This window comes from Frankia tisae, from assembly GCF_025403405.1.
Classification (GTDB): Bacteria; Actinomycetota; Actinomycetes; order Frankiales; family Frankiaceae; genus Frankia; species Frankia tisai.
Genome location: NZ_JANEZT010000060.1, coordinates 1 through 22,482 on the forward strand (window position 1 = coordinate 1; position 22,482 = coordinate 22,482).

A 22,482-nucleotide genomic window follows, 5' to 3' on the forward strand; every position below is an offset into this window, starting at 1 on the left:
CCCGTGAGCCCGTCGTCCGCCCCCCGTACCTCCCGTACCCACCGGATCTGAGCAGGAAGGAGGAGACACAACCATGCCACGCAGTCTGAAGAAGGGCCCGTTCGTCGACGACCACCTGCTCAAGAAGGTGGACGTGCAGAACTCGAAGGGCACCAAGCACGTCATCAAGACCTGGTCGCGGCGCTCCACCGTGATCCCCGACATGCTGGGGCACACGATCGCCGTGCACGATGGCCGCAAGCACGTCCCGGTCTTCATCACCGAGGGCATGGTCGGGCACAAGCTCGGCGAGTTCGCCCCGACCAGGACGTTCCGCGGCCACGTCAAGGAGGACCGGAGGTCGCGTCGTGGCTGACGATCTCGTCGAGGGCCTGACCCGAGCCGGCCTGCCGGGCGCCAAGGCGTCGGCACGCTACGTGCGGGTCTCGCCGATGAAGGCCCGCCGGGTCGTCGACCTGGTGCGCGGCCGCTCGGTCAGCGAGGCGCTGGACATCCTCCGGTTCGCCGCGCAGGCGGCGAGCGAGGACGTGTACAAGGTCGTCGCCAGCGCGGCGGCGAACGCCGAGAACAACCACCGCCTCGACCCCGACACCCTGTGGGTCGGCGAGGCCTACGTGGACGAGGGGCCGACGCTCAAGCGCATCCGGCCCCGCGCTCAGGGCCGGGCCTACCGAATCCGCAAGCGCACCAGCCACATCACCGTCGTGGTGGAGAGCCGGGAGCCGGTCTCCACGACCGGCCGGGGCGCGAAGACGACAAGGAGGGCCCGGTAGTGGGGCAGAAGGTCAACCCGCACGGGTTCCGGCTTGGCATCACTTCGGAATTCACGTCCCGCTGGTACGCCGACAAGCAGTACAAGGCGTACGTCGGCGAGGACGTGAAGATCCGCAAGATGATGTCGCGGGGCATGGAGCGGGCCGGTATCAGCCGGGTTGACATCGAGCGGACCCAGGGACGGCTGCGGGTGGACATCCACACCGCCCGCCCGGGCATCGTCATCGGCCGCCGTGGCGCCGAGGCGGACCGCATCCGTGGCGACCTGGAGAAGCTCACCGGCAAGCAGGTGCAGCTGAACATCCTCGAGGTCAAGAACCCCGAGGTCGACGCGCAGCTCGTCGCCCAGGGCGTGGCCGAGCAGCTCTCCAGCCGGGTCAGCTTCCGCCGCGCCATGCGCAAGGCGATGCAGACCGCGATGAAGGGCGGCGCGAAGGGCATCCGGGTGCAGTGCTCGGGTCGTCTGGGCGGCGCCGAGATGAGCCGTTCGGAGTTCTATCGCGAGGGTCGAGTTCCGCTGCACACGCTGCGCGCGGATATCGACTACGGCTTCTACGAGGCTCGGACGAACTTCGGCCGCATCGGCGTGAAGGTCTGGATCTACAAGGGCGACATCGTCCAGAGCCGGGCCGAGCGCGAGGCGCAGGAGGCCCTGCAGCGGCAGACCCGTCGGGACCGCCCGCGCCGCGGGCCGCGTTCCGGCTCGTCCGGCACCACCCAGGGCGGTACCGACGCCGGTCGCGCCGCGGCGCGCAGCGAGCGTCGGGGTCGCGGCGGGAACGCGCCGGCACCTGAGGCCGCGCCGGCATCCGAGACTGGGCCGGCGACCGAGGCTGGGCCGGCACCCGAGGCCGCGCCTGAGACGACCGCGCCTGAGAACACCGCACCCGAGAACACCGCGCCCGAGGCCGCGCCGTCGGAGGCCCCGGCGGCCAAGCCGACCGCGCCCGCCACCGCCGCGACCGAGCCGGCCGCCACGCCGGCCGCCGCCGCGACGACGGGCACTCCGGAGAAGGCGGAGGAATAGATCATGCTGATTCCCCGGAAGGTCGCGCACCGCAAGCAGCACCACCCCGGGCGGACCGGTGCGGCCAAGGGCGGAACCCGAGTCACGTTCGGTGAGTACGGGATCCAGGCCCTGGAGTCGGCGTACGTGACGAACCGGCAGATCGAGTCGGCGCGTATCGCGATGACCCGCCACATTCGCCGTGGTGGCAAGGTCTGGATCAACATCTATCCGGACCGGCCGCTGACCAAGAAGCCGGCCGAGACCCGGATGGGTTCCGGTAAGGGCTCGCCCGAGTGGTGGGTCGCGAACGTCAAGCCGGGCCGAGTGTTGTTCGAGCTGTCCGGAGTCGCGGAGCCCGTGGCCAAGGAGGCGATGCGGCGCGCGATCCACAAGCTGCCGATGAAGTGCCGTTTCGTGGTTCGTGAAGGTGGTGCGTGATGGCTGTCGCTACCGCGGACGAGCTGCGGAGCCTGTCTGGCGACGAGCTCGTCGACAAGCTCCGCGAGGGCAAGGAGGAGCTGTTCAACCTCCGGTTCCAGGCGGCGACCGGGCAGCTGTCCAACAACCGGCGGCTGCGGGCCGTGCGGCGTGACATCGCCCGGATCTACACGGTGATGCGCGAACGGGAGCTGGGTATCACCGGTGATCCGGCGCTGGTCGCCGGCGCGGCGGACGATGACGCGACGCAGTCGGAACGGGCGTGAGGGCAGTGGCAGACGAGACGGCCTCCCAGGAGGCTTCGCAGAACACCGGCGCGGCGGACACCGACCGCGGCTTCCGCAAGGTCCGAGAGGGCCTCGTGGTCAGCGACAAGATGACCAAGACCGTCGTGGTCGCGGTCGAGGATCGCGTGCAGCACCCGCTGTACGGCAAGACGATCCGCCGGACGAAGAAGGTCAAGGCGCACGACGAGCACGGCACCACCGGTGTCGGCGACCGCGTGCTGCTGATGGAGACCCGGCCGCTGTCGGCCACCAAGCGGTGGCGAGTCGTCCAGGTTCTGGAGAAGGCCAAATAGTTTCGGGGCGAGGCAGCCCCCGGGGGCTAGCCAGCCCTGGCGCCCGGGTGACCGGGTCCGATGCAGTACCGGTTGATCAGTAGTACCGGGTGATCAGGAGCGGAAAGTGATTCAGCAGGAGTCGCGACTTCGGGTCGCCGACAACACCGGAGCGCGGGAAATTCTCTGCATCCGGGTGCTTGGCGGCTCTGGGCGTCGTTACGCGGGGATCGGCGACATCATCGTCGGCACGGTCAAGGATGCCCTGCCCGGCGCCGGAGTGAAGCGCGGCGACGTGGTCAAGGCGGTCGTGGTGCGCACCACCAAGGAGCGTCGGCGGCCGGACGGCTCCTACATCCGTTTCGACGAGAACGCGGCGGTGCTCATCCGGGACGGTGGCGAACCCCGGGGCACTCGCATCTTCGGGCCGGTCGGCCGGGAGCTGCGTGACAAGAAGTTCATGAAGATCATCTCGCTGGCGCCGGAGGTGCTGTGACCGTGGCCACTTTTAAGATCAAGAAGGGTGACACGGTCCAGATCATCACTGGCAAGGACCGTGGCCTGAAGGGGAAGGTCATCCGGGCCTATCCCGAGAAGAACAAGGTCCTCGTCGAGGGCGCGAACCGGATCACGCGACACACCCGCGCCGAGCAGAGCGCGCGTGGCTCGCAGTCCGGTGGGATCGTCACCCAGGAGGCGCCGATCCACGTGAGCAACGTGATGATCGTCGATCCGTCGGACGGACGGCCCACCAGGATCGGGTACCGCATCAACGAGGACGGCACCAAGGTCCGCATCTCCCGGCGCACCGGCGCCGAGCTGTAGGCCGAGCGAGCAGTCGAGCAGTTGGGAATAGAGATCAAATGACTGTGACCACCGAAGACCGGACCACCGGTGCTCGCCCGGTCCCACGGCTCAAGCAGCGGTACCGCGACGAGATTGCCCCGGGGCTGCGGGAGGAGTTCTCCTACCGCAACGTCATGCAGATCCCCGGTGTCGTGAAGGTCGTCGTCAACATGGGCGTCGGGGACGCCGCCCGGGACGCGAAGCTTATCGACGGCGCCGTGCGCGACCTGGCCGCGATCACCGGCCAGAAGCCGGCCGTGCGGCGGGCGAAGAAGTCCATCGCCCAGTTCAAGCTGCGCGAGGGGATGCCGATCGGGGCGAAGGTGACCCTGCGCGGCGACCGGATGTGGGAGTTTCTCGACCGCCTGGTCTCCATCGCGCTGCCGCGCATCCGTGACTTCCGTGGGCTGTCCCCGAAGCAGTTCGACGGTTCGGGTAACTACACCTTCGGCGTGATCGAGCAGTCGATCTTCCATGAGATCGACATCGACCGGATCGACCGGGTTCGGGGCATGGACATCACGGTCGTCACCACCGCGACCACCGACGACGAGGGCCGGGCGCTCCTGCGGGCGCTGGGCTTCCCCTTCCGGGAGAACTAGACAGATGGCCAAGAAGGCACTGATCGAGAAGTCGAATCGCAAGCCGAAGTACGCGGTGCGCGGTTACACCCGCTGCCAGCGCTGCGGCCGGTCCCGCTCGGTTTACCGGGTGTTCGGACTCTGCCGGATCTGCCTGCGGCAGATGGCGCACCGCGGCGAGCTGCCCGGCATCACCAAGAGCTCCTGGTAGACGCGCGAGCTCCTGGTAGACCGCACCGCCCCCGCACCTCCACCCGATCGCGGCAGGCCTGGACCATGGCCGCCTGGGCATCCGCCCCGGCGTCGACGGGAACCGCCGTGAGAAAGGCGTCAAGTCAATGACGATGACCGACCCGATTGCGGACATGCTGACGCGTGTTCGCAACGCCAGCCGGGCCTACCACGACCAAGTGGTGATGCCTCACAGCAAGATCAAGACGCACGTTGCGGAGATCCTCCAGCAGGAGGGCTACATCTCCAGCTGGCATGTCGAGGACGCGACCTCGGCTGGCGGCGTCGGCCACTCTCTGGTCATCGATCTGAAGTACGGCCCGAACCGTGAGCGTTCGATCGCCGGGATCAAGCGCATCAGCAAGCCGGGCCTGCGGGTCTACGCCAAGGCGACGAACCTCCCCAAGGTGCTTGGGGGACTGGGTGTCGCGATCATCTCCACCTCGTCGGGGCTGCTGACCGACAAGCAGGCGGGCAAGCGGGGCGTGGGCGGGGAAGTCCTCGCCTACGTCTGGTAAGGAAGCCGAGCGATGTCACGGATCGGGCGCCTGCCCATTCCCGTCCCCAGCGGTGTCGACATCACCGTCGAGGGGACGACCGTTACTGTCAAGGGGCCCAAGGGCACCCTGAGCCACGTCGTGGTCGAGCCGATCGGGGTCAACCGGGAGGAGGGTCAGCTCGTTGTGACCCGCCCGGATGACGAACGTCGGTCACGCTCGCTGCACGGCCTGACCCGCAGCCTGGTCTCCAACATGGTCACCGGCGTCACCGCCGGGTACTCCAAGACCCTGGAGATCGTCGGCGTCGGTTACCGCGTCCAGGCCAAGGGTTCCGACCTGGAGTTTGCGCTCGGCTACAGCCACCCCGTCCCGGTCAAGGCCCCCGAGGGCATCCGCTTCGAGGTGCAGACCCCGACCCGCTTCGTGGTCCATGGGATCGACAAGCAGCTGGTCGGCGAGGTCTCCGCGAAGATCCGCGGATTGCGTAAGCCTGACCCGTACAAGGGCAAGGGCGTTCGCTACCAGGGCGAGGTCGTCCGCCGCAAGGTCGGGAAGACCGGGAAGTAGGAGATAGATCATGGCAGTGAGCCTCGGCGCCAGCGCGCGCCGGCGGACCGCGAAGCTCCGCCGGCATGTCCGCGTGCGCAAGAAGGTGGCGGGCACCCAGTCCCGTCCCCGGCTCGTCGTCACCCGGTCCTCGCGGCACATCTACGCCCAGGTCATCGACGACGCCGCGGGCCACACGCTCGTCTCGGCGTCCACCCTGGACGTCACCCTGCGCGGTGGCGACGGCGACAAGTCGGCCCAGGCCCGCAAGGTCGGCGAACTGGTCGCCCAGCGGGCAAAGGAGGCCGGGATCGCCGCGGTCGTGTTCGACCGCGGCGGCCGGACCTACGCCGGCCGGATCGCCGCGCTCGCGGATGCGGCGCGCCAGAGCGGGTTGGACTTCTGATGACCGCTCAGCCCCAAGCCATCCAGTACAGCCTGATCAGGGAGATGTTGTAGATGCCAGGCCAGCAGCGCCGCGGCGGCGGATCCGGCGGCTCGGACCGTCGGGAACGCCGGGACCGGTCGGGCGGCGGCCCGGCCCAGGAAAAGAACGCCTACGTCGAGCGGGTCGTCGCGATCAACCGCGTCGCGAAGGTCGTCAAGGGTGGTCGTCGCTTCAGCTTCACCGCTCTCGTCGTGGTGGGTGACGCCGACGGCACTGTCGGCGTCGGCTACGGCAAGGCCAAGGAAGTCCCCGCCGCCATCGCCAAGGGCGTCGAGGAGGCCAAGAAGCACTTCTTCAAGGTGCCCCGGATCGGCTCGACGATCCCGCACCCGGTGCAGGGCGAGCGGGCGGCGGGCGTCGTCCTGCTCAAGCCGGCCTCACCCGGTACCGGTGTGATCGCCGGCGGCCCGGTGCGCGCCGTGCTGGAGTGCGCCGGGGTGCACGACGTACTGTCGAAGTCGCTCGGCTCGTCGAACCCGATCAACATCGTGCACGCAACCGTGGCCGCCCTTCGCGGCCTCATGCGGCCCGAGGAGATCGCGGCCCGGCGCGGCCTGCCGCTCGAGGACGTCGCTCCGCCTGCCATGCTGCGCGCCCGCGCGGCCGGGGCCGGTGTGTGATGGCCAAGCTACGCATCACGCAGATCCGTTCCGGGATCGGCGGCACCCACAACCAGCGGGCCACGCTGCGGACCCTCGGCCTGCGGAAGATCAACGCCACGACCGTCCGTGAGGACCGTCCCGAGGTTCTCGGGATGATCAGGACTGTGACCCATCTTGTCCGGGTCGAGGAGGTGGACTCCTAGCCATGGCCGAACTGACCAAGACCGAGGACACGGCCGACAAGGGCCAGACCGGCTCGGCGCAGACCGAGCGTGGCCGCGGCCTGAAGGTGCATCACCTGCGTCCGGCGCCCGGTGCCCACCGCAGCCGGATCCGCGTCGGCCGCGGCGAGGGCTCCAAGGGGAAGACGGCCGGCCGGGGGACCAAGGGCTCCAAGGCCCGCAAGCAGGTGCCCGCCCGTTTCGAGGGTGGCCAGATGCCCCTGCACATGCGGCTACCCAAGCTCAAGGGCTTCAGTAACCCGGCCCGGGTGGAGTACCAGGTGGTGAACGTGTCCGCGCTGGTCGAGCTGTTCCCCGAGGGCGGCGACGTCACCAAGGCCGACCTCGTGGCCAGGGGGGCCGTGCGCGCCAAGTTGCCGGTGAAGGTGCTGGGCAACGGTGACATCGACGTCGCGCTGCACGTCAGCGCCGACGCATTCTCGGCATCCGCGCGGGGGAAGATCGCGGCTGCCGGCGGGAGCGTCACGCAGAGTTGAGACCCCGGGCGAGGGGCGGCCCCAGGGCCGCCCCTCGCCCTGCTTGCCCGGGCATCCCGCGCGGCAGCCGGCGCGCACTGGCATCAGCTGGTTCTTCCCGGCCACCGCTGCTTACTGGGCGTGATGTCCGGACGAGTGGACCGGGTGTCCTGTTACAGTCGCCTAACCAACGTCGGCCGCCGGCCGTCGTAGGCGCTCCGCACAGGGCAGGATGTCCACTCCCCGTCGGTCCGCAATCCCAGCAGGAGGAGCCGTGCTCACCGCCTTCACGCGGGCATTCCGCACTCCTGACCTGCGCAAGAAGTTGCTGTTCACCGTCGGGATCGTGGTGCTGTTCCGGTTCGGCAGCGTCATGCCCTCGCCCGGGGTCTCGACCCGCGCGGTCAACACCTGCCTCAACAGCGCGAGCGCCGACAGCAGCAACGTCTACTCGCTGATCAACCTGTTCAGCGGCGGCGCCCTGCTCCAGCTGTCCATCTTCGCGCTCGGCATCATGCCCTACATCACCTCGAGCATCATCATCCAGCTGCTCGTCGTGGTGATCCCGAGGCTCGAGCAGCTGAAGAAGGAAGGCAGCTCGGGCGAGCAGAAGCTCACCCAGTACACCCGCTACCTGACGATCGCGCTCGGCATCCTGCAGGCGACCGGCATCGTGGCTCTGGCCCGCAGTGGACGGCTCTTCCCGAGCTGCTCGGCCGCCATCATTCCGGACACGAGCCTGTTCCGGGTCGCGACCATCGTCATCACGATGACCGCCGGCACCTCGGTCATCATGTGGATGGGTGAGCTGATCACGGCGCGCGGCGTCGGCAACGGCATGTCCTTGCTGATCTTCACTTCAATCGCGGCGCGGCTTCCCTCCGAGGGCACCCGAATCCTCCAGGTCGCCGGCGGCGTGGTGTTCAGCCTGGTGATTCTGCTGGGGCTCGCGATCATGGTCTTCGTGGTGTTCGTCGAGCAGTCCCAGCGGCGGATCCCGGTCCAGTACGCGAAGCGACTGATTGGCCGGCGGATGTACGGGGGCACCTCCACCTACCTGCCCATCAAGGTCAACCAGGCCGGGATCATCCCCGTCATCTTCGCGTCCTCCCTGCTCCAGCTCCCGCAGCTCGCCGGGCAGGTCTGGAGCAACCAGGGCTTTCAGGACTTCGAGCAGAGGTATCTCTCACGTGGGGACCATCCGCTCTACCTGGTGACGTACTTCGCACTCATCATCGCCTTCACCTACTTCTATGTTGCGATCACCTTCAACCCAACGGAGGTCGCGGACAACATGAAGAAGTATGGCGGGTTCATCCCCGGGATCAGGCCGGGCAACCCGACGGCGGAGTACCTCAAACACGTACTTGACCGGATCACGCTCCCCGGCTCGCTGTTCCTCGGAGTGATCACGGTCCTTCCGTTGGCACTGTTGAACCTGACCAAGGACCAGCCGTTCCCCTTCGCGGGCACCTCGGTCCTGATCATGGTGGGGGTGGGGCTGGAAACCGTGAAGCAGATCGAAAGCCAGCTCATGCTCCGCAATTACGAAGGTTTCCTCCGGTAGTGCGCCTCGTACTGGTGGGACCGCCCGGTGCCGGAAAGGGTACGCAGGCCGCGTTCATTGCCCAGGCGCGGTCCATCCCCAAGATCTCGACTGGGGACATCTTCCGAGCGAACGTGCGACAGGGAACCGAACTGGGCGTCAAGGCCAAGACCTTCATGGATGCCGGTGACCTCGTGCCGGATGAGGTCACCATCGGAATGGTGCGCAACCGGCTCGCCGAGGACGACGCGGTCAAGGGGTTCCTGCTCGACGGGTTCCCCCGCAACGTCCCCCAGGCCGAGGTGCTCGGGCAGATGCTCGACGGGATGGGGACCCGTCTGGACGTGGTCCTGGAGCTCGTCGTCGATGACGACGAGGTGGTGCGGCGGCTCTCCGGCCGGCGGACCTGCCGCAACTGTGGCCACATCTGGCATCTCGACTTCGACCCGCCGTCGGTCGAGGGTCTGTGCGATCGTTGCGGTGGCGACCTGTTCCAGCGCGACGACGATCAGGCCGCGACCGTGCGCCACCGGCTCGAGGTGTACGCGGACCAGACATCGCCGCTGGTGGCGTACTACGCCGAGAAGGGCATCCTCATCGGCATCGACGCCACCGGCCCGGTGGACAACGTCACCGATCGGGCGCTCGACGCGCTGCGTCACTACGGGGACTGAGGCGTCCGTCGCTCAGCGTCGACTCACCCTCGCAGCAGGTAGGAACCGTCCAGGCCGACACCGGTGGGCGGACGGCTAACCGCCCTGCCGGTACCGGCAGGGCGGTTAGCATCGGGAATCGGACCAGTACACGGACACAGACCGAGGCGAGAGCGTGGCGCGACGAGAGCACGTCCAGATCAAGACCGCGGCGGAGATAGCCAAGATGCGGGTGGCCGGCCTGCTCGTGGCCAAGACGTTGGCCCGGCTGCGCGAGGCGGTCGTCCCCGGCGTCACGACTGCGGATCTCGACGCACTCGCCGAGCGGACGATCCGAGCCGACGGCGGGATCCCTTCTTTCAAGGGCTACGCCCAGCCGCCGTACCCGGCGTCGATCTGCAGCTCCGTCAACGACGAGGTCGTCCACGCGATCCCGACGCGCAAGCGGGTGCTGCGCGAAGGCGACATCATCTCGATCGACTGTGGAGCGATCGTCGACGGGTGGCACGGTGATGCGGCGATCACCGTTCCGGTCGGCGAGGTGGCTCCTGAGGCCCTCGACCTGATCGCGACCTGTGAGGGTTCGCTGTGGGCGGGCCTCGCGGCCGCCCAGCTCGGTGGCAAGCTCACCGACATCAGCGCCGCCGTCGAGCGCCACATCCGCCCGCGCGGCTACGGCATCGTCGACCACTACGGTGGCCACGGCATCGGCACCGAGATGCACCAGCCTCCGCACGTGCTCAACTACGGCCGCCCCGGCCGCGGCATCCGGCTGGTCGAGGGGCTGGCGCTGGCGATCGAGCCTATGATCACCACTGGTGCGCCGGACACGACCGTGCTCGCCGACGACTGGACCGTCGTGACTCAGGACGGCAGCCTGGCCGCGCACACCGAACACTCGGTGGCGATCACCGCGCGGGGCCCCTGGGTGCTGACCGAGCCCGACGGCGGGGTGGCCCGGCTCGCCGCGCTCGGCGTCGCCTGCGGGCAGCCCGCGGACGCTCCGTCCGGCATCGGCTGAGCCTGTGTTGGCCCTTGACGGATGGGCCACGTACACTCTCCAGTTGGCGGTCTCCTCACGCCGGTGTGCTCCACCGCGTCGATAGCAGTCCTGAAACGTGGCAGTTGCGGTCGGTGGCAGTGTGGTTGGCAGTCCGTGGTCCCTGCTGGGAGCCGGGCTTCTGACCTGGGTCTTTCCGGACGGTTGTCCGGTCAGCTCGACCGGTCGCGGCCGAACCGCCGATTCAGTCGTCGACGTCAGGACAGCGGAGGACATGCCGAAGAAGGACGGGGCCATCGAGATCGAGGGCCGTGTGGTGGAGCCGCTCCCGAACGCAATGTTTCGGGTCGAGCTTCAGAACGGTCATCGCGTTCTCGCCCACATCAGCGGCAAGATGCGTCAGCACTACATCCGGATCCTGCCGGAGGACCGCGTCGTGGTCGAGCTCTCGCCCTACGACCTGTCTCGCGGCCGCATCGTCTACCGCTACAAGTAGTCGATCTCCTCCACCTCGCCCGTACCACTACTCATCGCCACGCGCGGCCCGCGGCTGCGCAGGAGGTCCGCAACAGCCGTGAAGGTCAAGCCCAGCGTCAAGAAGATCTGTGACAAGTGCAAGGTGATCCGCCGCCACGGGCGTGTCATGGTCATCTGCGACAACCTGCGTCACAAGCAGCGTCAGGGCTAAGGCCGCTGGCGGGTGGGCCTTTCCCCGCCGCCAGGGTGCGCGTACGCGCCCCGGCGGCTCGGGTGGGGACACCACACCCAAGCGATGCCAGGCGTCCCGGATGGGACGTCTCACCCCCGGTCGGAGGCCGGGGCCCGGCCGGCACTGCGCCGATCGGGGCGGCACCGCCCGAGACCTCCGGTTGCAGGAAGGAAACATCCGTACATGGCACGCCTCTCCGGCGTTGACCTCCCCCGCGAGAAGCGGGTTGAGATCGCCCTGACCTACATCTTCGGGATCGGTCGCACCCGTTCCCGGGAGACCCTCGCTGCCACCGGCGTCAACCCGGACACTCGTGTCCGGGACCTGAGCGAGGACGAGATCGTCCGGCTGCGTGAGTGGATCGACGCGAACTACCGGGTGGAGGGCGACCTCAACCGGGAGATCAAGCAGGACATCCGCCGCAAGATGGAGATCGGCTGCTACCAGGGTCTGCGGCACCGGCGGAACCTGCCGGTCCACGGTCAGCGGACGCACACCAACGCCCGCACCCGCAAGGGCCCGCGCCGTGCCATCGCCGGTAAGAAGAAGGCCGGCAAGAAGTAGTCAGGGCGCCCGCCGGGCCGCTCGGCCCGACCTCGGACGACCACTGATCGACGACCTCGCAGACGGAGACCACACGCAAAGATGCCTCCCAAGACTCGCGCCGCCGGCGCCAAGAAGGTCCGGCGCAAAGAAAAGAAGAACGTTGCCCACGGGCACGCTCACATCAAGAGCACGTTCAACAACACGATCGTTTCGATCACCGACCCCAGCGGGAACGTGATCTCCTGGGCCTCTGCCGGCCACGTCGGCTTCAAGGGCTCCCGCAAGTCGACCCCCTTCGCCGCGCAGATGGCCGCCGAGAACGCGGCCCGCAAGGCGCAGGAGCACGGGATGCGCAAGGTCGACGTGTTCGTGAAGGGCCCTGGTTCCGGCCGGGAGACCGCGATCCGCTCGTTGCAGGCTGCGGGCCTGGAGGTCGGGGCGATTCAGGACGTCACCCCGACCCCCCACAACGGTTGCCGCCCGCCGAAGCGGCGCAGGGTGTGACCGTGCGGCGTGACGACCGCGGTCGGGGTGGCGCCCCGGCCGGAGTCGTGGCGTCGCGTTCGAGTTCGCGCCAGGAGACGAGAGAGAAGGACTAGATGGCCCGTTACACCGGCGCGGACTGCAAGCGTTGCCGCCGCGAGAAGACGAAGCTGTTCCTCAAGGGCACCAAGTGCGACACCCCGAAGTGCCCGATCGAGATCCGGCCCTACCCGCCGGGCGAGCACGGTCGGGGCCGCACGAAGGACTCCGAGTACCTGCTGCAGAAGCGCGAGAAGCAGAAGTGCGCGCGGATCTACGGCATCCTGGAGAAGCAGTTCCGCGGGTACTACGACGAGGCGAACCGGCGGGCCGGCAAGACCGGTGACGAGCTGCTGAAGATCCTCGAGTCGCGGCTCGACAACGTCGTCTACCGGGGCGGCTTCGCGCCGTCCCGCGACGCTGCTCGCCAGGCCGTTCGGCACGGCCACGTCCAGGTCAACGGGCGCAAGGTCGACATCCCGAGCTACCGGATCAGCGAGAACGACATCGTCGAGATCGCGCCGAAGGCCCGGGAGCTCACCCCGTTCATCGTCGCCCGGGAGACCGCGGGCCAGGGCCGGACCGTCCCGGCCTGGCTGGAGTCCATCCCGAGCCAGATGCGGATCCTGGTGCACTCCCTGCCGGCCCGGCAGGTCATTGACACCCAGGTCCAGGAGCAGCTGATCGTCGAGCTCTACTCCAAGTAGGACAGACGCCCCCGGGGGCGGTGCAGCGGTGGCCTGGCCACCGGCGGCCCCGCCTCGGGGGCGACCTGCGCTCCCGCCACCGGGCCGGTGGCACCGTGCCCCGTCACCGCTGCGCGGCGGCGAGGCACACTGGAGGAGCGACAACCGGTGCCGTGCGCACCATCCGGGTGGTTTCTACCGGTTGGGTGGGCGTGCACCGGGTCCGCGGGTGGAACGGACCGATGTTCCATCCGCCGGCTCCCGGCCCGGGAGCCCGCACTACACGGCGTCATATGGCGGTCGCCGTGGTCGGAAGGACGTACTCATGCTGATCGCTCAGCGTCCCACCCTCGTCGAGGACCCGATCTCCGAGTTCCGGTCACGTTTCGTGATCGAGCCGCTGGAGCCGGGCTTCGGCTACACCCTCGGCAACTCGCTGCGCCGGACCCTGCTGTCCTCCATCCCCGGCGCGTCGGTCACCAGCATCCGCATCGACGGGGTGCTGCACGAGTTCTCCACCGTGCCCGGCGTCAAGGAGGACGTGACCGACCTGATCCTGAACCTCAAGGAACTGGTCGTCAGCTCCGACAACGACGAGCCGACGGTGATGTACCTGCGCAAGCAGGGTCCTGGCGAGGTCACGGCGGCGGACATCGCCCCGCCGGCCGGCGTCGAGGTCCACAGCCCCGAGCTGCGCCTGGCCACCCTGAACGACAAGGGCAAGCTCGAGATCGAGCTGACCGTCGAGCGGGGCCGCGGGTACGTCAGCGCGGCGCAGAACAAGCAGGCCGGCCAGGAGATCGGGCGGATCCCGATCGACTCGATCTACTCGCCGGTGCTGAAGGTGACCTACAAGGTCGAGGCAACCCGAGTCGAGCAGCGCACCGACTTCGACCGGCTCATCGTCGACGTCGAGACGAAGCCGTCGATCTCCCCGCGCGATGCGATGGCGAGCGCCGGCAAGACCCTGGTCGGCCTGTTCGGGCTGGCCCAGGAGCTCAACGCCGAGGCCGAGGGCGTGGACATCGGCCCGTCCGCCGCGGACGCGGCGCTGGCGGCGGACCTCGCGCTGCCGATCGAGGAGATGGACCTGACCGTCCGCTCCTACAACTGCCTCAAGCGCGAGGGCATCCACACGATCGGCGAACTGGTCTCGCGCAGCGAGGCCGACCTGCTCGACATCCGCAACTTCGGGCAGAAGTCGATCGACGAGGTCAAGACGAAGCTCGGCGCGATGGGCCTGCAGCTCAAGGACTCCCCGCCCGGATTCGACCCGCGTCAGGCCGTGGACACCTACGGCACCGACAGCTACAACCCGGCGTTCTCCGACCCGTCCGACGACGGCGCGGAGTTCGTCGAGACTGAGCAGTACTGACCTTCACGAGGGTCCCCGCCCACCCGCGGGGGCCCTCGACGACCTCCGGTGGCGCATGCCGCCGTCCTACGGGCGGGCAGCCTGGCGGGACAGTGAAAGGAACGAGGAGCACTCATCATGCCCACGCCAACGAAGGGCGCCCGGCTCGGTGGCAGCCCCGCACATGAGCGGCTGCTGCTGGCCAACCTCGCCACCGCGCTGTTCGAGCACGGCGGCATCACCACCACCGAGGCCAAGGCGAAGCGGCTGCGCCCGTACGCCGAGCGGCTGGTGACCTTCGCCAAGCGCGGCGACCTGCACGCCCGGCGCCGCGTCATGCGCCATGTGCGGGACAACTCGGTGGTGCACACCCTGTTCACCGAGATCGGTCCGCGCTACGCCAACCGCGACGGTGGTTACACCCGGATCATCAAGCTCGGCAACCGCAAGGGTGACAACGCTCCGCTGGCCCGCATCGAGCTGGTAGAGGCGCTGACCGTCGGCCAGCAGGCCGTCGGTGAGGCCGAGCGCGCGCGCGGCACCCGCTTCTCCGAGCGGCGCAAGCCGACCGGTGCCACCGCCGAGGCCGCCGAGGACCTGGCCAGAGAGTCGCCGACCGCCGCCGCTGTGGCCGCGCAGTCCGCCGAGGACCAGCCGGCCGTCGAGGACAAGTCCACGACGGCCCAGGCATCCGAGGCTCCGGCTGCCAGCGCCGAGGCGACGGACGACGACGGTTCGGCCGAGTCGAAGTCCTGACCGCGGCGAACCGTCGTCACAGGCACGGATTCGCACCGATGCCCACGTCCCGCCAGTAGCTCCCGCCAGGCCCGCCGCCCATCATGGGCGGCGGGCCTTCGCCGTTCATGTCGCTGCGTTCGGCCCGCAGCCGGGGTGTCGTCAGGTCCGGCCGCGTCCTGCCCCACCGTCACGCCGCCGTACGGGGAGAAGCAGATGTCCGATGTCGTGGGATCCGGTCCGTGCGTGCCTCATGCGGTGCCCGGCGCCGGGGCGGACGTGACGGTGATGGCGGCGGGCCTGGTCCGGCTGCGCCTGGACATCGCCTACGACGGCACGCCGTTCGCCGGCTGGGCCCGCCAGCCTGGCCAACGGACCGTGCAGGGCGACGTGGAGGACGCTCTCATCCGGGTCGCCCGGCTGCAGGCCGTGCGCCTCACGGTCGCCGGGCGGACCGATTCCGGGGTGCACGCTGCCGGGCAGGTGGCCCACGTCGACCTGCCCGCTGACGTGCCACTCGGCGGGCTCGCCCGGCGGCTCAACGGCGTTCTCGACCGGTCGGTCCGGGTCACCGGTCTCGCGCCCGCTCCGGCCGGGTTCGACGCCCGGTTCTCGGCGCTGTCCCGGCGCTACGTCTACCGCATCACCGACGCGCCGTTTGGTGCCGAGCCGCTGCGGCGTTTCGACACCCTCGCCTGGCCGCGACCGCTGGACGTGCCGGCGATGGCATCGGCGGCGTTGCTGCTGGTCGGCGAACACGACTTTGCGGCCTTCTGCCGTCGGCGGGAAGGAGCGACGACCGTGCGCACCTTGCTGCGCCTGGACGTGCTGCGCCGCCCCGACGGGGTGATCGTCGCCGACGTCGAGGCGGATGCCTTCTGCCACTCGATGGTCCGGGCGCTGGTCGGGGCGCTGCTGGCGGTGGGGGAGGGACGCCGGCCGCCGCAGTGGCCGGCGGCGGTCCTACGTCGCGGAATGCGGGACCCGGCCGTCACGGTCGCCCCCGCGCATGGGCTGACGCTGGTCGAGGTCCGCTACCCGCCGGACGCGGAGCTGGCGGCGCGCGCCGAGGTCACCCGGGCGGTGCGGGTGCCCACCACCCCGTCGGGGTGAGACATGCCCGGGTCTCGGTCGGTCAGCGCCGCGGGCCGTGCCCGAGCACTGCCCGGTCACCGATCGGCTCGGTGGCGAGGGTGGCCAGGTCGGTCTGGGCGTTGCGCAGCGGCTGGTCCGTCGCCGCGCCCAAGGTGCCGTCGACGTAGGCGACCTGGGTGTAGATGAGGTAGTGCCCGCGGCTGATCGCGCCGCGCCAGGAGTTGTTGCCGCCCGGGCCGGTGATCTGCGCGTTCTGGATAGAGCCCGCCGGGATCGGCAGCGGCGCGATGCCGCCACGGCCCTGGTTGAGCACCTGCGCGGCCTGGGTGGCCGTCGCGCTGGTGTCCAGGGAGAACACGGTCGCTCCCGCCAGCACCTGGCGTTCGCCTTGCTGGGGACGGCTGAGGAACAGCGAGCGCACCACCTGCCGGCAGTGCGCGGCCTTCAACTGAGCGATCAGGTCGCCGGTGAGGTTCGGGCAGCCGGTGTCGAGCTTGCGCGCGAGTCGCTGGTAGCCGTGCGTGTCGACCGCGACGGACTGTTCGGGAAAGAACTCGTCGGGAGTTATCGGATCTGCGTCGACCGCGGCGGTGCTCAGGAAGTTCGCCGGAACTGGCGGCAGCGTGCCCGACGCGGCCGGCGCGCCACCGCCCTTGTCATCGTCCCCGCCGCGCAACGCGACGATCGCCACGGCCGCGATGAGCACCAGGACGGCGCCGGCGACGATGGCGAGCAGCCGCCGAGAATCGCGGGCCCGGGCCGCCGAGTCGCGCCGTTCGCCGGTCCCGGCCGGGGGAGCCATGCGGGGGAGGGGATGCGGCTCGGTGGAGGGATTCGGGTCGCTGAGAGGGGTGATGCCCGTCAGCTGGTCGGGTGCACCTGACCAGCCCCGGATCGACCAGCCGGTCGCCGGTCCGGAGGGACCGTGCGTGGTCTCTGGCTGCGGTGGGAAGCCGGTCGGCGCGGGCGAAGGCGTTGGGGAGACGATCTGCTGCTCCGATGACGGCGACGACTGGGCCGGTGTGGTCGGCTCCGGTGTGGTCGGCCCCGGCGGGGTCGGCTCCGGCGTTGATGCCGCGGAGGTCGACCAGGCGGCGCCCGGGTCCGGGCCCGGGTCGGCACGGGAGGCTGCGACGTGGTCGAACGAGAACGCATAGGTGCGCGGGCCGCCGAACAGGGGATCGTCGCTCGGGGGCGTCCACCCGTCGTAGCTGACGTAACGACCGCGCAGGTCCTGGCCTCCCGCCGACGTTGGATCCGGCAGGTCCGCTGCGCCGGCGGGAGCGATCCCGCCGTCCCCCGTGGGATCGGATGGGCTGCCCGCGGACCCGGTCGGTGCTTCCGGCCGGGCGGGGCGGTCCGGTCGGTCGCGCCGCGGGGCGCCCGATCCCGCACGCTTCTCGTATCCCCCGCCACCCAATTCAGTCATCTCGGTCAGAATAGCTAGCTCGCTGGAGGGCGCCAGCCCGCGCTCGGGCATCGCCGCGCCGGCCTACCCGCCGGCGTCCGCCCGATACACTGATCATCCGGATACTGATCATCCGGGGAGGTTCCGACAGGCCGGGCGGGTCGGGCACGCGTGGTGCGGGGGTGTAGTCCGGCGGCGGTGGCCGGTCGGGCCGCTCGGCGGTCCACTCCGATCGCCTGGTAACCTCAAAGACTGCTGCGCGTGACACGTCCCGTCTGCGCGCTCACCATTCTTGACGAGATCCGCCCGAGGCCCTTTGGAGTTCCCGGGCGGGATCGTCCGAACGAGAAGGCAGACCTGTGCGCACGTACCAGCCCAAGCCCGCGGATGTCCAGCGTGTGTGGCACGTCATCGATGCCACCGACGTGGTGCTCGGTCGGCTGGCGACCCAGGCCGCCGCGCTGCTGCGCGGCAAGCACAAGCCGTACTTCGCCCCGCATATCGACACCGGCGACTTCGTCATCGTCGTCAACGCCGGCAAGGTCGCGCTGAGTGGGAACAAGCGCCAGCAGGCCCAGTACCACCGGCACTCGGGTTTCCCGGGCGGTCTGCGCAGCACCTCGTACGGCGAGCTGCTCGACACGCGGCCGCAGATCATCATCGAGAAGGCCATCAAGGGCATGCTGCCGAAGAGCAAGCTCGGCCGCGCCCAGGGCACCAAGCTGAAGGTCTACGCGGGTCCGACGCACCCGCACGACGCTCAGCAGCCCACTCCGTTCGAGATCATCCAGGTCGCGCAGTAACCGCTGACCTCCTCCAGCCGGTCAGCGGGCGGTGCTGATCCGCCCCGAGCGCCGGCTACGGGAACCACGCATCAACCGAGGAAGGAACGCGACGTGGCTGTCGTGACCGACGTACAGGGCAATCCCCGCGCGACCGGGCGGCGTAAGGAGGCGGTCGTCCGAGTGCGCCTGCTTCCGGGCTCCGGAAAGTGGACGCTCAACGGGCGGACGCTGGAGGAGTACTTCCCGAACAAGGTGCACCAGCAGCTCGTCAACGAGCCGCTGAAGGCGCTGGACAAGGCCGAGTCCTACGACATCGTCGCCCGGCTGCACGGCGGCGGTGTGTCGGGCCAGGCCGGCGCACTTCGACTCGCCGTCGCCCGCGCGCTGACGCTGGCGGAGGAGGAGTCACGGCCTACTCTCAAGAAGGCCGGCTTCCTGACCCGGGACGCTCGGGTCAAGGAGCGCAAGAAGTACGGGCTGAAGAAGGCCCGCAAGGCTCCGCAGTACAGCAAGCGCTGATCTTGCACCCCCCTCGTTGGCGCGCCCCCGCGGTGGGCGTGCCTGCGGAGGGGGTGGGCGCCGCCGGTGCGTGCCTCGGTCTCCGCCTGAACCTTCGACTTCATGGGAGACCTCAGTGACGAGGCTCTTCGGCACAGACGGCGTCCGAGGTGTGGCGAACGTGAACCTCACCGCGGAGCAGGCATTGTCCTTGGCCTCCGCGGCGGTGGAACTGCTGGGCGCGCCGGGTCGGTCCACCGGGCCGGAGCGGCGTCGACCGCTGGTGGTCGTCGGTCGGGACACCCGTCCATCCGGGGAGTTTCTCGAGGCTGCGGTCGTCGCCGGCCTGGCGGCCTCGGGTGCCGACGTCGCCCGCATCGGCGTCGCTCCGACCCCGGCCGTGGCGCACGCGGTCGCCGCCAGCGGCGCGACCTTCGGTGTGATGCTCTCCGCCAGCCACAACCCCATGCCGGACAACGGCATCAAGATATTCGCCGCCGGCGGGCTCAAGCTCCCCGACGAGGTCGAGGACGCCATCGAGCGACGGGTGGCGCAACCGCCCGGGCCCCGACCCGTCGGTGCCGACGTCGGCCGGGTCCGCGACGAGCCGGGACTCATCGACCGCTACGCGGACCACCTGCTCGCCGCTCTCCCGGTGCGGCTCGACGGCCTGCGGGTCGTCGTCGACTGCGCTCAGGGCGCGGCCTCGGCACTCGCGCCGCGGGTGCTGCGCGCCGCCGGTGCGGACGTCGTCGCGCTGCACGCCGACGGCGACGGCACGGCGATCAACGACGGCAGCGGCGTCACCCATCTGGACAGCCTGCGGGCGGCGGTTGTCGAACAGGCCGCCGATGTCGGCATCGCCCACGACGGCGACGCGGACCGCTGCCTCGCGGTGGACGCCGCCGGCGAGATGGTCGACGGTGACCAGATCCTCGCCATCTGCGCGCTCGCCCTGGCCGAGCGCGGCGAACTGACCGACGACACGGTCGTCGTCACCGTGATGTCGAACCTGGGCTTTCACCATGCGATGCGCGAGGCCGGGATCACCGTCGTGACCACGCCCGTCGGCGACCGGTACGTGGTGGAGGCGATGCGCGCCGGCGGCTACGTGCTCGGCGGCGAGCAGAGCGGGCACGTCGTCTTCCTCGATCATGCCACCACCGGCGACGGGCTGCTGACGGCGCTGCGGCTGCTCGGCCGGGTCGCCGAGACCGGCCAGCCCCTCGGCGAGCTCGCCAAGGCCATGACCCGGCTGCCACAGGTGCTCGTCAACGTCCGTGGTGTCGACCGGACCCGGGCGGGCGCCTCGCCCGAGCTGCTGGCCGCCGTCGCCGCTGCCGAGGCCGAGCTCGGTGACGGCGGCAGGGTGCTGCTGCGGCCCTCCGGCACCGAGCCGCTGGTCCGGGTGATGGTCGAGGCGGAGACCGACGCCGTGGCTCGGGACACCGCGAACCGCCTCGCAGCTGTCGTTCGCGCCGCGCTGTCAGCCCCCCGCTGAACCCGCCCGCGTCCATCCGCCGGCGAGGCCGCGTCAGGACAACTCGCGGTCCGTTCGGCCGGGCACGTCCGCCGGCCATGGGAACCTGCGTACGCTGAGGCGCATGTGCGGGATCATCGGGTACGTCGGTGACCAGTCGGCCCTGGACGTCGCGTTGAACGGCCTGCGTCGCCTCGAGTATCGCGGCTACGACTCCTCAGGCATCGCGGTCGTCGGCGCCGGGGCGCTGCGGATAGCGCGGCGGGCCGGCAAGCTCGCCAACCTGGAGAAGTTGCTGTCCGAGGGCTCCGAGGCGGACCCGATGCCCGGGACGACCGGGATGGGGCACACCCGGTGGGCCACCCACGGCGGCCCGACCGACGCCAACGCCCACCCTCACACCGACTGCACCGGTGCGATCGCCGTCATCCACAACGGCATCATCGAAAACTTCGCCGCGCTGCGCGCCGAGCTGGAGGCGATCGGGCACGAGCTCGCGAGCGAGACCGACACCGAGGTCGTCGCCCATCTGCTGGAGGTCGAGCTGGGCAACGTCGCCGCCGCGCCCGCAGCGGCGGTCCCGGAGGACGTCACCCCCCGACCGACCCGCCCCGGTACGGGTGGCGCACCCGGTCCCGGCGCAGCGGCCAATCCCACCGCCGAGCCGGGGACGCACCCGTTGACCGTGGCGCTGCAGCGTGTCTGCCGCCGGCTGGAGGGTGCCTTCACCCTCGTCGTGCTGCACCGCGACTTCCCCGAGGTGGTCGTCGGCGCCCGGCGCAACAGCCCGCTGGTCGTCGGGCTGGGGGCGGGCGAAGCCTTCCTCGCCAGCGATGTCTCGGCGTTCATCGCCCACACCCGGGAGGCGATGGAGATCGGGCAGGACCAGGTGGTCGAGGCCCGCCGGGACGGCGTCACCGTGACCGACTTCGCCGGCGAGGTCGTCGAGGGGCGCCGCTACCACGTCGACTGGGACGCGGGTGCCGCCGAGAAGGGCGGTTACCCGTACTTCATGCTCAAGGAGATCAACGAGCAGCCGACCGCACTCGCGGACACCCTCCGAGGTCGGCTTTCCGCCGACGGCGCGATCGTCCTCGACGAGGAGCGGCTGTCCGTCCAGGACTTCCGGGACGTGGACAAGGTCTTCATCGTCGCCTGCGGGACGGCGTACCACGCCGGCCTGATCGCGAAGTACGCCATCGAGCACTGGACCCGGCTGCCCTGCGAGGTCGAAATGGCCTCGGAGTTCCGCTATCGGGACCCCGTGCTGGACCGTTCCACCCTCGTGATCGCGATCAGTCAGAGCGGCGAGACGTTGGACACGCTCATGGCCGTCAAGCACGCCCGCGAGCAGAAGGCCCGGGTGCTGGCGATCTGCAACACGAACGGGTCGACGATTCCGCGGGAGTCCGACGCGGTGCTGTACACCCGCTGTGGGCCGGAGGTGGGCGTCGCCTCGACCAAGACCTTCCTCGGGCAGGTCGCGGCCTGCCTGCTCGTCGGCCTTTACCTGGCGCAGGTGCGCGGCGTGCTCTACGGCGACGAGGTCGCCGCCTACGTCGAGCGGCTGCAGCGGATGCCCGACCTGGTGGAGCGGACGCTGGGCCGACTCGAACCGATCCGCGAGCTCGCCCGCAGCCTGGCCGACGCCAAGGCCGTGCTCTTCCTCGGCCGCCACGTGGGCTACCCGGTGGCGCTGGAGGGGGCCCTCAAGCTCAAGGAACTCGCCTACATGCACGCCGAGGGCTTCCCTGCCGGAGAGCTCAAGCACGGGCCGATCGCGCTCATCGAACCGGGCCTGCCAGTGATCGTCATCGCACCGTCGCCGCGTGGGCGTGCGCATCTGCACGGCAAGATCGTTTCCAACATCCAGGAGGTCCGGGCGCGCGGCGCGCGGACCATCGTGATCGCCGAGGACGGCGACGTCGCGGTGGAGCCCTACGCCGACCATCTCATCCGCGTGCCGGCGACCTCGTCCCTGTTCGCGCCCCTGGTGACGACCCTGCCGCTGCAGGTGTTCGCCTGCGAGCTCGCCCTCGCCCGCGGTCTTGACGTGGACCAGCCGCGCAACCTCGCCAAGTCCGTCACGGTGGAATAGCCCTTCCCCATGAAGTGCCTTCGGCACTTCATGGGGACCCCTGGCATTGGGGGGGCTGCCGGGTTTTTGTCAGATCGCCTTCGGCGATCTTCCTGGGATGGTCGGGGGGTCTTCGGCACTTCGCGGGGCCCTGGCC

The 22,482-nt window shown here is 69.9% G+C and carries 32 protein-coding genes; 31 read left to right on the top strand and 1 reads right to left on the bottom strand.

Translation table 11 applies throughout. The features are described from left to right. The first annotated feature begins 73 nt into the window (after positions 1 to 73). From rpsS to truA, 27 genes are all read left to right on the top strand, one after another. The gene (rpsS, locus tag NBZ85_RS08335) at positions 74 to 355 is read left to right on the top strand and encodes a 30S ribosomal protein S19 (protein WP_009740524.1); all 282 of its coding nucleotides are present in this window, start codon (positions 74 to 76) and stop codon (positions 353 to 355) included. Next, positions 348 to 773 carry a 50S ribosomal protein L22 gene (rplV, locus tag NBZ85_RS08340; RefSeq protein ID WP_261553497.1) on the top strand — a complete coding sequence of 142 codons (426 nt, stop codon included), beginning with the start codon at positions 348 to 350 and terminating at the stop codon, positions 771 to 773. The genes rpsS and rplV overlap by 8 nt, the downstream gene beginning before the upstream one ends. Beyond that, on the top strand, positions 773 to 1,801 hold the full coding sequence (rpsC, locus tag NBZ85_RS08345) for a 30S ribosomal protein S3 (RefSeq protein ID WP_261553496.1): 1,029 nt from the start codon (positions 773 to 775) through the stop codon (positions 1,799 to 1,801). The genes rplV and rpsC overlap by 1 nt, the downstream gene beginning before the upstream one ends. 3 nt (positions 1,802 to 1,804) lie before the next feature. Beyond that, the gene (gene rplP, locus NBZ85_RS08350; RefSeq protein WP_251745486.1) at positions 1,805 to 2,221 is read left to right on the top strand and encodes a 50S ribosomal protein L16; all 417 of its coding nucleotides are present in this window, start codon (positions 1,805 to 1,807) and stop codon (positions 2,219 to 2,221) included. Beyond that, the gene (gene rpmC / locus NBZ85_RS08355; RefSeq protein ID WP_207634233.1) at positions 2,221 to 2,487 is read left to right on the top strand and encodes a 50S ribosomal protein L29; all 267 of its coding nucleotides are present in this window, start codon (positions 2,221 to 2,223) and stop codon (positions 2,485 to 2,487) included. The genes rplP and rpmC overlap by 1 nt, the downstream gene beginning before the upstream one ends. Before the next feature lie 5 nt (positions 2,488 to 2,492). After that, entirely contained in the window at positions 2,493 to 2,801 is a 309-nt protein-coding gene (gene rpsQ / locus NBZ85_RS08360) for a 30S ribosomal protein S17 (protein WP_207634232.1), read from the top strand. Between the two features lie 106 nt (positions 2,802 to 2,907). Further along, positions 2,908 to 3,276, top strand: a complete 369-nt coding sequence (gene rplN / locus NBZ85_RS08365; protein WP_136446648.1) for a 50S ribosomal protein L14 — start codon at positions 2,908 to 2,910, stop codon at positions 3,274 to 3,276. 2 nt (positions 3,277 to 3,278) lie between these two features. Further along, positions 3,279 to 3,605 (top strand): 50S ribosomal protein L24, encoded by a 327-nt coding sequence (gene rplX, locus NBZ85_RS08370; RefSeq protein ID WP_261553495.1) that lies wholly within the window; start codon positions 3,279 to 3,281, stop codon positions 3,603 to 3,605. 38 nt (positions 3,606 to 3,643) lie between these two features. Continuing rightward, the gene (rplE, locus tag NBZ85_RS08375; protein WP_136446646.1) at positions 3,644 to 4,228 is read left to right on the top strand and encodes a 50S ribosomal protein L5; all 585 of its coding nucleotides are present in this window, start codon (positions 3,644 to 3,646) and stop codon (positions 4,226 to 4,228) included. A gap of 4 nt (positions 4,229 to 4,232) precedes the next feature. After that, positions 4,233 to 4,418 (top strand): type Z 30S ribosomal protein S14, encoded by a 186-nt coding sequence (locus tag NBZ85_RS08380; RefSeq protein ID WP_136446645.1) that lies wholly within the window; start codon positions 4,233 to 4,235, stop codon positions 4,416 to 4,418. 127 nt (positions 4,419 to 4,545) lie between these two features. Next, positions 4,546 to 4,956, top strand: coding sequence for a 30S ribosomal protein S8 (gene rpsH / locus NBZ85_RS08385; RefSeq protein ID WP_163551338.1), 411 nt, complete (start codon positions 4,546 to 4,548; stop codon positions 4,954 to 4,956). Positions 4,957 to 4,968: 12 nt separating this feature from the next. Further along, positions 4,969 to 5,505, top strand: coding sequence for a 50S ribosomal protein L6 (gene rplF, locus NBZ85_RS08390; RefSeq protein ID WP_261553494.1), 537 nt, complete (start codon positions 4,969 to 4,971; stop codon positions 5,503 to 5,505). A gap of 10 nt (positions 5,506 to 5,515) precedes the next feature. Then, positions 5,516 to 5,890, top strand: coding sequence for a 50S ribosomal protein L18 (gene rplR, locus NBZ85_RS08395; protein WP_136446642.1), 375 nt, complete (start codon positions 5,516 to 5,518; stop codon positions 5,888 to 5,890). A gap of 53 nt (positions 5,891 to 5,943) precedes the next feature. After that, positions 5,944 to 6,552 (top strand): 30S ribosomal protein S5, encoded by a 609-nt coding sequence (rpsE, locus tag NBZ85_RS08400; protein WP_136446641.1) that lies wholly within the window; start codon positions 5,944 to 5,946, stop codon positions 6,550 to 6,552. After that, positions 6,552 to 6,737, top strand: a complete 186-nt coding sequence (gene rpmD, locus NBZ85_RS08405) for a 50S ribosomal protein L30 (RefSeq protein ID WP_261553493.1) — start codon at positions 6,552 to 6,554, stop codon at positions 6,735 to 6,737. Before rpsE ends, rpmD begins: the two co-directional genes overlap by 1 nt. A 2-nt stretch (positions 6,738 to 6,739) precedes the next feature. After that, the gene (rplO, locus tag NBZ85_RS08410; RefSeq protein WP_261553492.1) at positions 6,740 to 7,252 is read left to right on the top strand and encodes a 50S ribosomal protein L15; all 513 of its coding nucleotides are present in this window, start codon (positions 6,740 to 6,742) and stop codon (positions 7,250 to 7,252) included. 253 nt (positions 7,253 to 7,505) lie between these two features. After that, positions 7,506 to 8,798: a preprotein translocase subunit SecY gene (gene secY / locus NBZ85_RS08415; RefSeq protein ID WP_261553491.1), complete on the top strand. Its 1,293-nt coding sequence runs from the start codon at positions 7,506 to 7,508 to the stop codon at positions 8,796 to 8,798. Beyond that, positions 8,798 to 9,451 carry an adenylate kinase gene (locus NBZ85_RS08420; protein WP_261553490.1) on the top strand — a complete coding sequence of 218 codons (654 nt, stop codon included), beginning with the start codon at positions 8,798 to 8,800 and terminating at the stop codon, positions 9,449 to 9,451. Before secY ends, NBZ85_RS08420 begins: the two co-directional genes overlap by 1 nt. A gap of 154 nt (positions 9,452 to 9,605) precedes the next feature. Next, the gene (gene map, locus NBZ85_RS08425; RefSeq protein WP_261553489.1) at positions 9,606 to 10,451 is read left to right on the top strand and encodes a type I methionyl aminopeptidase; all 846 of its coding nucleotides are present in this window, start codon (positions 9,606 to 9,608) and stop codon (positions 10,449 to 10,451) included. Positions 10,452 to 10,704: 253 nt separating this feature from the next. Next, on the top strand, positions 10,705 to 10,926 hold the full coding sequence (gene infA / locus NBZ85_RS08430) for a translation initiation factor IF-1 (RefSeq protein ID WP_006541558.1): 222 nt from the start codon (positions 10,705 to 10,707) through the stop codon (positions 10,924 to 10,926). A 78-nt stretch (positions 10,927 to 11,004) separates the two neighbouring features. Beyond that, positions 11,005 to 11,118 (top strand): 50S ribosomal protein L36, encoded by a 114-nt coding sequence (gene rpmJ, locus NBZ85_RS08435; protein ID WP_003956441.1) that lies wholly within the window; start codon positions 11,005 to 11,007, stop codon positions 11,116 to 11,118. 204 nt (positions 11,119 to 11,322) lie between these two features. Then, positions 11,323 to 11,703, top strand: a complete 381-nt coding sequence (gene rpsM / locus NBZ85_RS08440) for a 30S ribosomal protein S13 (RefSeq protein ID WP_009740504.1) — start codon at positions 11,323 to 11,325, stop codon at positions 11,701 to 11,703. Positions 11,704 to 11,784: 81 nt separating this feature from the next. Beyond that, entirely contained in the window at positions 11,785 to 12,189 is a 405-nt protein-coding gene (rpsK, locus tag NBZ85_RS08445) for a 30S ribosomal protein S11 (RefSeq protein WP_011435061.1), read from the top strand. A 95-nt stretch (positions 12,190 to 12,284) separates the two neighbouring features. Next, a complete protein-coding gene (gene rpsD / locus NBZ85_RS08450) occupies positions 12,285 to 12,914 on the top strand; it encodes a 30S ribosomal protein S4 (RefSeq protein WP_136446634.1) in 630 nt (209 codons plus the stop codon). A gap of 304 nt (positions 12,915 to 13,218) precedes the next feature. Further along, on the top strand, positions 13,219 to 14,268 hold the full coding sequence (locus NBZ85_RS08455; RefSeq protein ID WP_009740501.1) for a DNA-directed RNA polymerase subunit alpha: 1,050 nt from the start codon (positions 13,219 to 13,221) through the stop codon (positions 14,266 to 14,268). A gap of 117 nt (positions 14,269 to 14,385) precedes the next feature. Beyond that, positions 14,386 to 15,003 (top strand): 50S ribosomal protein L17, encoded by a 618-nt coding sequence (rplQ, locus tag NBZ85_RS08460; RefSeq protein WP_261553488.1) that lies wholly within the window; start codon positions 14,386 to 14,388, stop codon positions 15,001 to 15,003. A gap of 267 nt (positions 15,004 to 15,270) precedes the next feature. Then, positions 15,271 to 16,095 carry a tRNA pseudouridine(38-40) synthase TruA gene (gene truA / locus NBZ85_RS08465; protein WP_261553525.1) on the top strand — a complete coding sequence of 275 codons (825 nt, stop codon included), beginning with the start codon at positions 15,271 to 15,273 and terminating at the stop codon, positions 16,093 to 16,095. Positions 16,096 to 16,117: 22 nt separating this feature from the next. Here truA and NBZ85_RS08470 read toward each other — a convergent pair whose 3' ends face one another. Then, positions 16,118 to 17,506, bottom strand: a complete 1,389-nt coding sequence (locus NBZ85_RS08470) for a hypothetical protein (protein ID WP_261561750.1) — start codon at positions 17,504 to 17,506, stop codon at positions 16,118 to 16,120. 338 nt (positions 17,507 to 17,844) lie between these two features. On the opposite strand from NBZ85_RS08470, the gene rplM reads away from it, so the two are divergent. From rplM to glmS, 4 genes are all read left to right on the top strand, one after another. Continuing rightward, complete coding sequence (gene rplM, locus NBZ85_RS08475; RefSeq protein ID WP_261553486.1) at positions 17,845 to 18,288, top strand: 50S ribosomal protein L13; 444 nt, start codon at positions 17,845 to 17,847, stop codon at positions 18,286 to 18,288. Between the two features lie 93 nt (positions 18,289 to 18,381). After that, the gene (gene rpsI, locus NBZ85_RS08480) at positions 18,382 to 18,789 is read left to right on the top strand and encodes a 30S ribosomal protein S9 (protein WP_136447124.1); all 408 of its coding nucleotides are present in this window, start codon (positions 18,382 to 18,384) and stop codon (positions 18,787 to 18,789) included. A gap of 115 nt (positions 18,790 to 18,904) precedes the next feature. Beyond that, positions 18,905 to 20,269, top strand: a complete 1,365-nt coding sequence (gene glmM, locus NBZ85_RS08485) for a phosphoglucosamine mutase (RefSeq protein WP_261553485.1) — start codon at positions 18,905 to 18,907, stop codon at positions 20,267 to 20,269. A 103-nt stretch (positions 20,270 to 20,372) separates the two neighbouring features. Continuing rightward, positions 20,373 to 22,346 carry a glutamine--fructose-6-phosphate transaminase (isomerizing) gene (gene glmS / locus NBZ85_RS08490; RefSeq protein ID WP_261553484.1) on the top strand — a complete coding sequence of 658 codons (1,974 nt, stop codon included), beginning with the start codon at positions 20,373 to 20,375 and terminating at the stop codon, positions 22,344 to 22,346. Positions 22,347 to 22,482 lie beyond the last annotated feature (136 nt).